The organism is Citrobacter sp. MGH103, assembly GCF_001034475.2.
Lineage (GTDB): Bacteria > Pseudomonadota > Gammaproteobacteria > Enterobacterales > Enterobacteriaceae > Citrobacter > Citrobacter freundii.
In genome coordinates this window covers 1,693,696-1,707,530 of sequence record NZ_CP073043.1, presented here as the reverse complement: position 1 = coordinate 1,707,530, position 13,835 = coordinate 1,693,696, and the positions used below count along the sequence as shown (strand labels likewise).

10 protein-coding genes and 1 pseudogene are annotated in these 13,835 nt (G+C 50.3%); 6 read left to right on the top strand and 5 right to left on the bottom strand.

Annotation, left to right across the window (positions count from 1 at the left end; genetic code table 11):
- The first annotated feature begins 112 nt into the window (after positions 1-112).
- Positions 113-1,204: a DUF4236 domain-containing protein gene (locus SK33_RS08045; RefSeq protein WP_046481666.1), complete on the top strand. Its 1,092-nt coding sequence runs from the start codon at positions 113-115 to the stop codon at positions 1,202-1,204.
- Positions 1,205-1,239: 35 nt separating this feature from the next.
- On the opposite strand, the pseudogene SK33_RS08040 reads toward SK33_RS08045, so the two are convergent.
- Positions 1,240-1,323, bottom strand: a pseudogene (locus SK33_RS08040) (YkgJ family cysteine cluster protein); the annotation flags it as partial.
- A 157-nt stretch (positions 1,324-1,480) separates the two neighbouring features.
- Here SK33_RS08040 and yeiP point away from each other — a divergent pair.
- On the top strand, positions 1,481-2,053 hold the full coding sequence (gene yeiP, locus SK33_RS08035) for an elongation factor P-like protein YeiP (RefSeq protein WP_003027452.1): 573 nt from the start codon (positions 1,481-1,483) through the stop codon (positions 2,051-2,053).
- A gap of 715 nt (positions 2,054-2,768) precedes the next feature.
- On the opposite strand, the gene torD is transcribed toward yeiP, so the two are convergent.
- The 3 genes from torD to torC are packed head-to-tail and all read right to left on the bottom strand — an operon-like array spanning position 2,769 to position 7,032.
- Positions 2,769-3,401, bottom strand: coding sequence for a molecular chaperone TorD (torD, locus tag SK33_RS08030; protein WP_003027453.1), 633 nt, complete (start codon positions 3,399-3,401; stop codon positions 2,769-2,771).
- Positions 3,391-5,889, bottom strand: a complete 2,499-nt coding sequence (gene torA, locus SK33_RS08025; protein WP_048218268.1) for a trimethylamine-N-oxide reductase TorA — start codon at positions 5,887-5,889, stop codon at positions 3,391-3,393. Before torA ends, torD begins: the two co-directional genes overlap by 11 nt.
- Before the next feature lie 9 nt (positions 5,890-5,898).
- Entirely contained in the window at positions 5,899-7,032 is a 1,134-nt protein-coding gene (torC, locus tag SK33_RS08020; RefSeq protein ID WP_032939215.1) for a pentaheme c-type cytochrome TorC, read from the bottom strand.
- Between the two features lie 164 nt (positions 7,033-7,196).
- Here torC and pdxR point away from each other — a divergent pair, with 164 nt between their 5' ends.
- Complete coding sequence (gene pdxR, locus SK33_RS08015; RefSeq protein WP_048218269.1) at positions 7,197-8,669, top strand: MocR-like pyridoxine biosynthesis transcription factor PdxR; 1,473 nt, start codon at positions 7,197-7,199, stop codon at positions 8,667-8,669.
- 45 nt (positions 8,670-8,714) lie between these two features.
- Here pdxR and uxuA read toward each other — a convergent pair whose 3' ends face one another.
- Entirely contained in the window at positions 8,715-9,905 is a 1,191-nt protein-coding gene (uxuA, locus tag SK33_RS08010; protein WP_003845159.1) for a mannonate dehydratase, read from the bottom strand.
- Positions 9,906-10,107: 202 nt separating this feature from the next.
- Here uxuA and SK33_RS08005 point away from each other — a divergent pair, with 202 nt between their 5' ends.
- The 3 genes from SK33_RS08005 (at position 10,108) to SK33_RS07995 (ending at position 13,428) form a co-directional block, all read left to right on the top strand.
- Positions 10,108-11,574, top strand: coding sequence for a mannitol dehydrogenase family protein (locus SK33_RS08005; RefSeq protein ID WP_048218273.1), 1,467 nt, complete (start codon positions 10,108-10,110; stop codon positions 11,572-11,574).
- Between the two features lie 119 nt (positions 11,575-11,693).
- Positions 11,694-12,680, top strand: a complete 987-nt coding sequence (locus tag SK33_RS08000; protein ID WP_048218274.1) for a CobW family GTP-binding protein — start codon at positions 11,694-11,696, stop codon at positions 12,678-12,680.
- 34 nt (positions 12,681-12,714) lie between these two features.
- Entirely contained in the window at positions 12,715-13,428 is a 714-nt protein-coding gene (locus tag SK33_RS07995) for a phosphatase PAP2 family protein (protein ID WP_032949667.1), read from the top strand.
- The last annotated feature ends 407 nt before the right edge of the window (positions 13,429-13,835 follow it).

The window sequence follows — 13,835 nt, the reverse complement described above, 5'->3', positions numbered from 1 at the left end:
AAAAATAAGTAAAAACATAAATTCGTTCCCATGCTTTTCTTAACCTATTCTTTTTTTCAGTGTAAAATCTTGCTCAGAAGTACTGTCATGCAACTTATTACATGGAGTTACTATGGGCTTTTATGTTAAGAAGAGCATTCGCGTTGGACCGATGAGATTCAACCTATCCAAATCAGGAGTCGGTGCATCTATTGGTATAAAAGGACTGAGGATTGGTACTGGCCCAAGAGGAAATTACATCCACATCGGCGCTGGCGGGGTCTATTATCGTGCTTCGCTTTCACCAAGTATGATCCCACAGGACGGCAAGAAGGTTCAACGTGTACCTGATGAATCCCCAGTAGAACATGACAATACGCATGCACCTCTTGAGGAAATCGAGTCATCTCATATCTCGGAAATCGTTGATTCCAATTCCCGAGAACTGCTTGAAGAGTTGAATAACAAACGTAAGAAGTTACAAATATGGCCCTTCGCTATTTTCCTTTCGATTGCAATTTTACTTTACGGTTTTTCACAGGCATGGCCTGAGTGGTGCCTGGCAATAGGATTTATCGCAGGGGGAGCTGTTTCCGTTTTTGCTTACATGTACGATCAGCTAAGAAAGACCACTGTTCTTTTTTATGACTTTGATGACGAAATGATGGCATGTTACCAGCAACTTCATGATAGTGGGGCTATGCTTGCAAGCTGCTCAAAGGTATGGCATGTAGAAGCTTCTGGAGCTGTTTATGACCCTAAATATCATGCCGGAGCAAGTAACTTGCTACGTAGAAAAACAACCTCTATCAGCAAATCAAATCCTCCCTTCGTTAAAACAAATATTGAGACGATTGCCATCAATGTAGGTCGTCAAACATTACATTTCTTTCCAGATAGAGTACTCGTTTTTGACCGTGACGGTGTCGGTGCTGTTAGTTATGACCAACTATTCATTAACGTTGGTAATAGTCAGTTCATTGAAAGCGAAAGTGTGCCCGGAGATGCCTTAGTCGTTGGCAGGACATGGAAGTATGTTAACAAATCGGGTGGTCCTGACAGACGATTTAAAGACAATACAGAAATTCCTATATGTCTATATGAAAATCTTTCGTTCACAAGTCATTCTGGACTAAATGAGTTATTACAGCTGTCTAAAATTGGGTATGGGGAATGTTTTTCACATGCAATTGAAACACTTAGCAAGAAAGTCATATCTTCTTAGTTAAGTCGTTTTTATACTGTGAATAATTGACTATTGGGCTTGCCATCAGGCATGCCAGGGATGGGACTGGAGATTGAAGGCGCGGTGCAGCATGCACCACAATCCGGACGGCATTCCATACAGTACTCTCTTTATCGTAAACCATCGGATTGTGCGGGAAGCACACAGTACCACCTTTTTGGCACCAGCAAAAGCATGAATTCCGCTTGCCTGAATGCCCCGGCGCGAGTAGTTTTACGCGATATTTTAGACACTCCTCACTACAGGATTTTTTCGATGCCAAGAGCGAACGAAATTAAAAAAGGTATGGTACTGAACTACAACGGCAAGCTGCTGATTGTAAAAGATATCGATATTCAATCACCGTCTGCACGTGGTGCAGCTACGCTGTACAAAATGCGTTTTTCTGATGTGCGTACCGGTCTGAAAGTTGAAGAGCGCTTCAAAGGCGACGATATCGTGGATACCGTCACCCTGAGCCGCCGCGGGGTTGATTTCTCCTACGTCGATGGCAACGAATATATCTTTATGGATAAAGAAGACTATACCCCGTATACCTTCACCAAAGACCAGATTGAAGAAGAGCTGCTGTTCATGCCGGAAGGCGGTATGCCGGATATGCAGGTACTGACCTGGGACGGCCAACTGCTGGCGCTTGAACTGCCGCAGACCGTAGACCTGGAAATCGTTGAAACCTCACCGGGTATTAAAGGTGCTTCAGCGAGTGCGCGCAACAAGCCAGCAACCCTGAGCACCGGTCTGGTGATCCAGGTTCCTGAGTATTTGAGTGCGGGTGAAAAAATCCGTATTCATATCGAAGAGCGTCGCTATATGGGCCGTGCAGATTAATCTCCTGTCGTTACAGGTGAACCAAAGATAATGGCATGTTATCTCTGGCAAAATGTTCCGTTCACTTTAGTGGTATCACTTCTCTGAAACCATACTGCCTGTGAACGTGTTAAGGGTACTATCGCCGTACCCTTAACAATCCCGGCTCCCGGCGGGAAAATTGCCACTTCGTGGTTCCCTCCGCTTATTCCTCCAGGCTACCGGGCCGGGCGCGAGGTAGCGTCCCTGCAAAACGCGCCCTGAACCCGCATCCATGCGGGTTCTCCCGGCCTTACGGAAACACGTCGGCAATTTTCAGCCGGACCAGCCCACACCTGACCACCTGCGTTTTTTGTTTAAACAGCAAAACAGATTTAACTGGAAGCCAGAGCGTTAAAGCGATGACCCCGGTCCGGCTGAAAATCGATGAGGCGTTGACGGCTGACCGGGGCTGCCCGCAGGGATGCGGGCAGAGGGGACGGCCTGCAAGGATGCAGGCTCGGCACCGACCCGACAGGCAGACGGCATAAGACGAATAACTCGCGCAGCGACGATTTTCCCGCCGGGAGCCTGGGATGCAAGGGAGGCGGCGGTGAGCCTCCCTTGCACGTTCACGGGTAACGGCGTTTCAGAGAAATGACTCCACTGAGGTGAACGGAACCCTATGCCGCAATCAAATATTCTCCATAATGCTTTACTGACTGGCATTACAGCGCAGGCTGTCCCTTTGTCATTTTTAGCGCTGACTGCTGAAATAAAAATCATCCATCAGCAGCGACTCCAGATACTGTTCATCCTCTTGCATAAAACGCACTATCAGATTAACCGCCTGAGGATAAAACCCCTCGTTATCCCGCACCAGACAAGCGTCGCGAAATAACGGTGCCCAGCACAGAATATGATGATGCAAAAAGTAATACTGCGCGGAGAATTTCTCCTCTTTAGCAACCATCCTCGCCATTAATGCCAACTGTACGGCAATATGATCGGAGGGTTCATTCTCCCGAGCCGCCAGCCCTTGCTCAACCAGCAGCACATTCATTTGCAGACGTTCTTCTGCCGCCGTCGTGTGTGGATAGTGCCCCGCATAGGGAGAAACACTAGCCGGCGGGGCCAGCAGAAACAACGAGGCAAAATCTGCGGCCAGCTCCAGCTGTCGGGAGTCGCGCCGCAGAACCCGGCCCAGGGTACGCTCAAAACGTTTAACATTGGCAGATAATCCGGGGATCGCCTCGAGTGAGGCAATCCATGCCTGGCTATTGCCATTTTCCAGACTGGCGAGCTGTTTTTCATCCAGCTCACGAAATAACAGTTGCGAAAACCACTGGTACACAGCCGCCCGCTGCTGATGAATTTGATTATGCTGCACTGGTCCCCTCCTCTTTCACAATCTGCGGACCACCGAAAGCCGTCACCTGCGGGGCTTTCTGCTGATAACGCTCGACCTCCACCAGCACGGTATGTGCTGAAGGCCCCTGGGCCAGCTGTGAAGTACCGATATCCGCACTCAGCACGTTCGGGTCGCCATAGGTGCATAATGTCCCGGCTTTCCCCCCTTCCTGCGGGGAGTACCACGCGCCTTCATGAATACGGACCACGCCAGGGGTAAAATCCGGACTGATTACCACGCCAGCCAGTACCTGACCACGAGCGTTAAAAACGCGGGCGATATCACCGGCTTTTAAGCCACGAGTGGTGGCATCCTGTTCGCTGATATAAAGCGGCTCTCTTCCGGCAACTGCATAGGTGTTGCGAAACGCCTCGCTTGAGCACAACTGGGAATGTAGACGTTTATCCGGATGGCAGGATTGCAAATGCAGCGGGTATTTATCTTTTTTGCCGCTATGGGTACGCTCAAAGGGTTCCATCCACACCGGATGCCCCGGACAATCCTCATAGGCAAAGCCCGCGATGGTTTTGCTGTAGATTTCAATAAGACCTGACGGCGTTCCCAGCGGATTCAGGTCTGGCTGCTCACGAAACTCACCGTGACGTACCCACGGCTGACCCGGCGGATATTCAATATATCCGTCACCCTGCCAGAACGTTGTAAAGTCCGGTAAGGTAACACCGAGCGACGCCCCCATCTTCACACCTTCGTCATAAAGCGCCTGTATCCACTGCATTTCATTCCGGTTTTCACGGTACACCGCTTCCTTATCAAATCGCTTACACAGCCCGGCAAAGATGTCAAAATCATGCCGCGCTTCGTATTGCGGTTTAACAATCTGATGCAGCGCCATCAGCCCTTTATTCGAATGCGTGCCAAACTGCTCAATATCGTTACGTTCAAAACGGGTAGTCACAGGCAGAACGATATCGGCAAAACGGCACGACGCGGTCCATTGGTGATCTAACACCACCACGGTTTCCAGCTTCTTCCATGCCTCAATCATACGGTTCCTGTCCTGCTGGGCGTGGAATGGATTGGCCGCACTGTAGATCGCCATTTTGATGTCAGGATACGTTAACGTCTCACCGTTGAAGGCAATCTTGTTGCCTGCCGCAAGCAGGCAGTCAACGATACGCGAAGTGGGGATATGCTCCGAGGCGCCGCGAAAATCCGCTTTGTACTTCGCCTGCGGGGGATTAGTAATACTCCCCAGCCCGGAGAGCACTGGCCCGGTCGATGTTACCGTCCCACCGCCGTTATAGTGCCAGCCAAATCCGACCCCGCCGCCGGGCAAACCAATTTGACCGACCATGCTGGCCAGTACCACCAGCATCCACGGATACTGCTCACCGTGGTGCATGCGTTGTACGCACCAACCGCCCATAAACTGTGTCCGGCCTTTCACCAACAGGCGGGCGAAGTCTCGGATCTGCTCTGCTGTCAGCCCGCAGATTTCTGCCGCCCATTCGGCATTTTTCGGCTGTTTATCACTCTCGCCCAGCAGGTACGGTAAAAACTGTTCAAAGCCGACGGTGTAATCGGTAATAAACGCCGTGTCGTACAGTTTTTCTTCGTACAGGGTATGCGCCAGTGCCAGCATTAACGCGACGTCGGTTTGTGGCCGCAACGCCAATTGCTCGCAGCCAAGATAGTTTTGAGATTTGCTACGCACTGGATCAACGCTGATAACGCGCATCTTATTCTGCGCTACCGCCTCTTTAATCTGCTGCCAGTAGCCAAACGCATCGTGATCGGGAACCAAAAACTCGATCTGCAAGTTCTTGATCGGATCGCAACCCCACAACACGATGGTATTGCTGTTTTGAATCACCAGCGGGAGTGACGTCTGCTGCTCATAAACTTCCAGTGAACCAATCACATGCGGTAAAATGACCTGGGCCGCTGCCGCAGAATAGTCGCCGACAGTTGTCACATAGCTACCATGCAGGCCAAGTCCCCGGTCCATCGCCCCGCCCGCTTTATGGTATTTGCCTACCATTTGCCAGTCAGCAAGCCCGGTAAATACGCCTGATGAACCATAGGTTTTTTGCACCCGCTCCAGCTCTTCGTAAAACAAATCCAGCGCCTGATCCCAACTGACCCGTACAAAACGGTTATCTCCGCGCTGGCTGCGATCCGACTTCTCACGTTTAAGCAGCCAGTCCAGACGCACCATCGGGTAGCGCACCCGCGACGGGTTGTAGACCACTTCACGCACCGCGTTCAGCATATCGCAGGGATATTTGTCATGTTTGAACGGACGGATTTCGGTCCACTCACCGTTGACCACTTTGGCTTCAAAAGCGCCATAGTGCGAACCTGATTGAATCCACTGTTCGGGATTTTCCCCCGCCGCCCACACTTTTGATATCAGCGGATTAGGCGCCAGTGCGCTGGCAGCACCCACCGCCAACATACCGCTGAGAAAACGGCGGCGGGACGGATTAAAGTCATGAATATCCATACATTATCCTTACTTTTTGTTGGTGTCAGACACATCGCTGGCGTGGGTCTGGAGGTATTTCAACAACGTACGTTCCTCCACCGGATTAAGCCGGTAATAGGTCGACATGGCTTTCAATCCAGCGATCCAGCCATTAGCGGTATATCGGGTCGTAGGAGGAGTGCTATGACAGGCGCTACAGGTGGATTGCAGCATTTGATCTGAGTACTCCCAGATTGGCGCAAGTGTGCTGATAAAGTCCTGATCGGTGGTCCAGGCGGTGACGCTCACCTGCTGCCATTCCTGATGTGAATCAGGATCGACCTGGGTTTGTAGCACTTTTACGTTCGCCATCAGGGGCTCATCGAGCACGGCGGAGAAAACGCGTTTCCCCATATACTGGGTGATCACCCGTCCACGCCCTTTGCTTTCACGCCAGCCCGTAATTTCGAGCTGGACGTTACTGCCTTCTTTTTTCAGCACCTTGGCCTCGGTGGCGGGAAATAACAGCGCCTTCCCTGCCGGACTTTCTGCCGTTGCCGCCAATGATTTTTCGCTTAATGAGAACAGTGTGGACGCATCCGTTGGCGTATCTCCCTGACGCTGTAGCTGCTTAAAGCGATCGCGAAAACCGCTGCTCATATCGGGTTTGTGATGGGCTATTCCTTTGTGGCAATCGATACAGTTACTGTCTTTTGCTGCCGCCGCGGTCATTTGCGCCGCCGCATTTGCCGATTGCTTGCCATGATCCATTGCCTCATAGCTATGGCAGGATTTACACGCCGCTGAATTATTCGCGCTCATGCGCGCCCACTCCCGTTGGGCCAGCTCCGAGCGTTTGGCAGCAAACTTTTCCGGAGTGTCGATAGAAGGAGAAATAAAGGTGTGATAGAGATCGTTTAAGGCTTCAGTTTTACGAATAAGCGTTGGCACAACGCCCGGTGGAATATGACAATCCTTACACTCAGCCCGCACGCCAGACGCGTTGCGAAAATGCACGCTGGTTTTATATTCCTCCCCAGCCGTGCGCATCGAGTGACACGATAAGCAAAATTCGGTGGTACTGGTGTAATGAACGCCTTGCCACGTTCCCCAAATAGCCAAGGCCATTACTACCGCCCCGACGAATGCGCACCACAATGCGTTCTTTCTTATCCACGACATGCTTGCCTCCATTTTTTAATAGCGACACGCTAAGGGATAATAAAAATCAAAAATAGAGACAGCGAAAGCAGATTATAGGAACAGCATCCACTCTATGAGGTGAGTCAAATAGTAAAGATCAGAAATTCGTAATATAGTGACCATCTGTAAATAAGGAATTTTTTATGCTAACACTGACGCTCAATAGAGAAAGCCGTACTCCGCTGCAACTGCAGATATTTCAATTTTATTTCCAGGCAATTCAGCAGGGTGATTTGCTTTGTGGAGACAAACTCCCCTCTATTCGCGAGCAGGCTCAGGTATTGCACGTTGCTAAAATAACGGTAGTGATGGCCTATGATAAGCTGATGGCGGCTGGGTTAATCAAGAGCCGACACGGCATTGGCTATGAAGTGATATTCACCACGCCTGTACGTATAACCCCAACTCATGTGCCCGTAACCCAAGGCTCCCCACCGGTAAAACCTAAAGCTGCCGGGGTCTCTACCGATGTTTACGCCGAGCCTGGACGAGAGTGCTACTGCCGAATGGGCGTCCCCGACCCCAACGCTTTTCCCTGGTCAAGCTGGCGGAAATGGAATAATGCTCCAAGCATACTTAAAGAACAATTATTTACCCGGTATCATTCACCAAATGGATTATTTTCACTACGTGAGCAACTGGTCAGATACCTTAATTTATCCCGCGGAATTAATACCCGAGCAGAGAACATCATCATTACCAACGGGATTCAGGAAGGATTATCACTGCTCAGCCAAATATTTATTATTCATCATGCTGTCAGTCAGCAAAAAAAGTGCCATATTGTGACCGAATCCCCTTGTTATTCTGGCGCATGGCATCTTTTTAATTATTACGGTGCAGACATTACGTCAATTACCGTAGATAACCACGGGCTGCAAACAGATAATTTACCCGAATATGAAACCCAGCTTTGTTATGTTACTCCAGCTCATCAGTATCCGATGGGAAGTGTGCTTTCGCTGGAGCGCCGTCAGTCATTATTAACGTGGGCGCAACGCGTCGGCGCTTACATCATTGAAGACGATTACGATGCCGTTTTTACCTATGGGGACAATCCCCTTCCCGCGCTGAAAGCCATGGATTATCACAACCGGGTTATCTATATGGGGACATTTTCTAAAACACTGGGGCCAGGCGCACGGCTTGGCTATCTTATTTGCCCTGATGAACTGCTTCCGGCGGTACAGAACATGAAAGCGCTCAATAACAACGGCAGTCAGTGGTTGTTGCAGCAATTTTTAGCCGAACTGATGCAAAATCAGGTTTTTTATACGCATATCAGCAAGCTGGCCTGCAGCTATGCGACGCGCCTCACTCTGTTACGCGATGGCCTGTCCACTCTGTTTCCCGAAGGGAAAATCGCTGGCGCAACGGCAGGTCTGCACCTCTCGTTACGCATTGCCAGACATACCGAATTCATCGCCAGGTTGCAACAAAGCTGCCTGTTGGCTGGGATCCGTTTCGACACTCTGCCGGATATAGAAAATGGATCAGAAGCCGCATGGCGCAAAGAAAACAGCGATGCTGTTATGTTTTTTGGTTTTGGTGGATTGCAGATACAGCAGATCAATAAAGTGCTGACAGTGCTGGAGCAGGCGCTCGCGCAGCCTTGATGAATAACAGGGATTGCGCCTGTAGCGCAATCCCTGTTGTTAGACTTACAGCAGGTCGCGGAACTGCGTTTGTTTCAGCGCCAGCTCAACGCCGCGGACTTCTGCCAGTCCTTTCAGGCGACCAATCGCCGAGTAGCCCGGATTGGTTTTCTTGTGCAGATCGTCAAGCATCTGGTGCCCATGATCCGGACGCATTGGGATAGGACGCAGGTCGCCCGCCTTTTTACGCCGCTGTTCTTCGCTCAAAATGGCAGCCACCACCGATACCATATCCACATCACCCTGCAGGTGCGCACCTTCGTGGAACGTTTTCGGGTTATCTTCACGACAGGTCGAGCGCAGGTGCGTGAAGTGGATACGATCGCCAAAGGTTTCGATCATTTTCACCAGATCGTTATCAGCGCGCACGCCGTAAGAGCCGGTACACATGGTGAAACCATTATTAATACTGTCGACGGTTTCTTTCAGCCACTGCATATCTTCGATAGTCGAAACGATACGCGGCAGACCGAGGATCGGGCGCGGCGGATCGTCAGGATGCACGGCCAGACGCACGCCGACTTCTTCTGCCACTGGCACAATCGCCCGCAGGAATACCGCCATATTTTCGCGCAGATCGTCTTTACTGATGCCGTCATATTCAGCAAGGCGCGCACGAAACTGATCCAGCGTATAGCCCTCTTCTGCACCAGGCAGGCCAGCAATGATATTGCGTGTCAGCTTTTCAATTTCTGCATCGCTCATAGCATTGAAGTAGTCCAGCGCCTGGCGTTGTTCTTCGTCGGTATAATCCGCTTCAGCTCCCGGGCGTTGCAGAATGTGCAGCTCGAAAGCTGCAAAGGCAATCTGGTCAAAACGCAGCGCTTTGGAACCATCCGGCAGCTGATATTCGAGGTCGGTACGCGTCCAGTCGAGGATCGGCATGAAGTTATAGCACACGGTATCGATGCCGCAGGTCGCAAGATTACGGATACTCTGCTGATAGTTGGCAATCCACGTTTGATATTGACCTGAACGCGTTTTGATATCTTCGTGGACAGGGATACTTTCCACCACCGACCAGGTCAGCCCTTTTTCAGCCAGAATGGCCTGACGCTGTTGAATTTCTTCTACCGGCCACACTTCACCGTTAGGAATATGGTGCAAGGCGGTTACAACACCCGTTGCGCCAGCCTGACGCACATCATCAAGCGATACCGGATCGTTAGGTCCGTACCAACGCCAGGTTTGTTCCATTGTTTTACCCCACAAGTTGTTATACCAAATTAAGTCACCTTAATGACGACTACCATACAGGCATCCGTTAGATGATCAACACATTGCCGATGATTGGTTGATCAAGCTCACATTCCCCGGATAAATGAGGCACACCAATTCAATTTGCTGTCATATAACTTTATACTGCCATTGTTAATTAATGGTTAATCAGGTGTATTTAATGAAAACTATTGCCTCAGCGCCACTGGCGGAAAATGTCATGATGCCGCAGTACGACCGCCAGCAATTAAAAACGCGGATTGTACATTTTGGTTTCGGTGCTTTTCACCGCGCCCATCAGGCGTTACTCACCGACAGGGTGCTGAATGCGCAGGGTGGAGACTGGGGTATTTGTGAGATCAGTCTGTTCAGCGGCGATCGACTGATGAGCCAACTGCGCGAACAGGATCATTTATTTACCGTGCTGGAGAAAGGAGCCAACGGCAACCAACCGATTGTTATCGGCTCCGTCAACGAATGTCTCAACGCCAGGCTGGATTCACTGGCGGCTATTATTGAAAAATTCTGCGAGCCTCAGGTGGCTATTGTCTCGTTAACCATTACGGAAAAAGGCTACTGCATCGATCCGGCTACAGGCTCGTTAGACCTCAGTAATCCACGTATTGCTCACGATCTGCAAACACCGACTGAACCGCACTCTGTCCCCGGAATTATTGTTGAAGCGCTACACCGCCGGCGTGAACGCGGGCTACAGCCGTTTACCGTCCTCTCTTGCGATAATATCCCGGACAATGGTCATGTGGTAAAAAACGCCGTACTGGGAATGGCGGAAAAACGTTCACCAGAACTGGCAACCTGGATTCAGGAGCATGTCAGCTTCCCGGGTACCATGGTGGATCGCATTGTTCCTGCCGCTACCGAAGAGTCACTGGCTGAAATCGCACGCGAGCTGGGCGTTGCCGATCCTTGCGCAATCAGCTGCGAACCGTTTATCCAGTGGGTGATTGAAGATAATTTTGTGTGTGGCCGCCCACAATGGGAAACGGCGGGTGTTCAGATGGTCGAAAACGTCTTGCCGTGGGAACAAATGAAACTGCGGATGCTGAACGGCAGTCATTCGTTTCTGGCTTATCTCGGTTATCTGGCCGGGTTCCAGCACATCAGCGACTGCATGCAGGACAGCGCATTTCGTGAAGCCGCCTACCGTCTGATGCTCAACGAACAGGCGCCTACGCTGCAAATTATCGACGTTGATTTAGACCAGTATGCCCTTAGCCTGTTGGAGCGTTTTGCCAACCCAGCGTTGAAACATAAAACCTGGCAAATTGCGATGGACGGTAGCCAGAAATTACCCCAGCGCATGTTGGAAGGGATCCGCGTACATTTAGCCCGCCAAAGTGAGTGGCCATTGCTGGCGCTCGGTGTCGCAGGCTGGATGCGTTATGTGAGCGGCGTGGATGACTTAGGCGCCGCAATTGATATTCGTGACCCACTAAGTGAGAAAATTGCCGATCTGGTTAAACAGAGTACTGAATCAGAACGTGTCAGCGCCCTGCTTTCGCTGCGCGAAATTTTCGCTACCGATCTCGTCCAGAATCCGCAGTTTGTCGCGGGCATTCAGCAGGCCTGGCAACGAATTGCCCAATACGGTGCGCATCAGGCTGTCATTGATACGTTAAAAAGTTAACGATTTCTGCCATTAAACAGGACGAAGCGCGTCTTCGTCCTCTCACCCCTTCTCTTTTTCACCGTTTTTCGCCAGGATTGTTAAATGCCATTACGGTAATTTATGATTCTGGAGTAAATGTGACTAAAACCAATCTCATCACCGGTTTTCTCGGCAGTGGCAAAACCACCTCTATTCTTCATTTATTGGCAAACAAAGATCCTGCTGAGAAGTGGGCCGTGCTGGTTAATGAGTTTGGCGAAGTTGGCATTGATGGCGCGCTACTGGCTAACAGCGGCGCACTGCTAAAAGAGATCCCCGGCGGCTGTATGTGCTGCGTTAACGGTCTGCCGATGCAGGTTGGTCTCAATACGCTGCTACGTCAGGGAAAACCTGACCGTCTGCTCATTGAACCCACCGGCCTCGGCCACCCTAAACAGATTCTGGATTTACTCACCGCACCGGTTTACGAACCGTGGATCGATCTGCGTGCGACCCTCTGTATTCTTGACCCGCGGCTGTTACTGGATGAAAAAAGCGTCGCCAATGACAATTTCCGCGATCAGCTGGCCGCCGCAGATATCATTGTTGCCAACAAAACCGACCGTGCCACGACGGAAAGCGAAAACGCCCTACAAAGCTGGTGGCAACACTATGGAGGTAATCGCCAGTTAGTTCATGCCGACCATGGACAAATTGACGGACAGCTACTGGATTTGCCCCGACTAAACCTGGCAGAGCTTCCTGCAAGCGCGGAGCACGCCCATAGTCATGCCGACAAAAAGGGGCTGGCAGCGTTGAGTCTACCCGCACAGCAGCGCTGGCGTCGTAGCCTGAACAGCGGACAGGGCCATCAGGCCTGCGGTTGGATTTTTGACGCCGATACGGTGTTCGATACTATCGGTCTGCTGGAATGGTCGCGTCTCGCTCCTGTTGGACGTGTGAAGGGGGTAATGCGTATTAAAGAAGGACTGGTACACATTAACCGCCAGGGAGACGACTGGCATATAGAGACGCAAAACGTCGCGCCACCAGATAGTCGTATTGAACTCATCGCCGATACCGAGACCGACTGGAATGCGCTACAGAGCGCATTGTTGAGACTTCGTTTAGGCGCTAGCGCGTAAGGTTGCCTTCGTTTTTTAGCAATGGTAAACGACGATGAAAACCCGATACCCTCTAATCCTCCTGCTTAATATTGCGGGCCTGGCACTGTTTCTGTCCTGGTATATTCCAGCCGGGCATGGGTTCTGGTCTTCACTGGATACGGGCGTTTTCCGCTTCTTTAACCATAAACTGGTGGAAAGCCCGCTGTTCTTATGGGTTGTTGCTATAACCAATAACCGGGCATTTGATGGCTGCTCATTGCTGGCAATGGGCGCATTGATGCTGCACTTTTGGCTCAAAGAGACATCGGAAGGTCGCCGACGCATTGTGGCTATCGGTTTGGTTATGCTGCTTACCGCAGTGATATTAAATCAGCTGGGCCAGGCGCTTATTCCCGTTAAACGTGCCAGCCCAACCCTGATGCTGGATAATATTTATCGCGTCAGTGAACTGCTGCATATTCCGACCAAAGATGCGTCGAAAGACAGTTTTCCTGGCGATCACGGCATGATGTTGCTTATTTTTTCCGCATTCATGCTGCGTTATTTCGGAAAAGTCGCAGGAATAATCGGCCTTATTATCGCTGTGGTTTTTGCCTTCCCACGCGTAATGATTGGCGCCCACTGGCTCACCGATATCGTGGTTGGTTCCATGACGGTGGTCCTGATTGGCCTTCCCTGGTGGCTAATGACGCCATTAAGCGACCGATTAGTCACTCTGTTCGTAAATTATCTACCCGGCAAAAACAAACAATTTTTAAACAAATAACGCAGAGTAATTAACATCATCAGGGATACTTCTGATTCCCTGATGATGCCTGGCAATATTTCATCATTCTGATTGTCATTCTCCTGTCATCTTATTCATGTTTAAAATGAGTAAGTTGCGTATTTTTCACCCTAATTGTTCTTAATTTAGACAATGCCGTTTATTCACTTTCTGTATCAATTTTTCTTATAAGAAATCACGTAAAATCACTCGCATTGACCGGAACGATCGGGTAATCTCGAACACGTTTTGCCTCGCGGGATAATTATTCCCTTTCAGAATAAATTTGTGCGTTCTGCCACAGATTTGACCTTAAGGAATTGTCTCATCGTGCGATGGTAATTAGTCTCGTCACGTTTGGCATTTTTTATAACGATATTTATCGTTAAGGACTTCAAGGGAAAACA

Bases quoted from the DNA above. Each gene is read 5' to 3' on its own strand.
- SK33_RS08045 (WP_046481666.1), top strand. From the start codon at position 113: ATGGGCTTTTATGTTAAGAAGAGCATTCGCGTTGGACCGATGAGATTC.
- uxuA (WP_003845159.1), bottom strand. From the start codon at position 9,905: ATGGAACAAACCTGGCGTTGGTACGGACCTAACGATCCGGTATCGCTT.
- pdxR (WP_048218269.1), top strand. From the start codon at position 7,197: ATGCTAACACTGACGCTCAATAGAGAAAGCCGTACTCCGCTGCAACTG.
- torA (WP_048218268.1), bottom strand. From the start codon at position 5,889: ATGGATATTCATGACTTTAATCCGTCCCGCCGCCGTTTTCTCAGCGGT.
- SK33_RS08005 (WP_048218273.1), top strand. From the start codon at position 10,108: ATGAAAACTATTGCCTCAGCGCCACTGGCGGAAAATGTCATGATGCCG.
- torC (WP_032939215.1), bottom strand. From the start codon at position 7,032: ATGTCGTGGATAAGAAAGAACGCATTGTGGTGCGCATTCGTCGGGGCG.
- yeiP (WP_003027452.1), top strand. From the start codon at position 1,481: ATGCCAAGAGCGAACGAAATTAAAAAAGGTATGGTACTGAACTACAAC.
- SK33_RS07995 (WP_032949667.1), top strand. From the start codon at position 12,715: ATGAAAACCCGATACCCTCTAATCCTCCTGCTTAATATTGCGGGCCTG.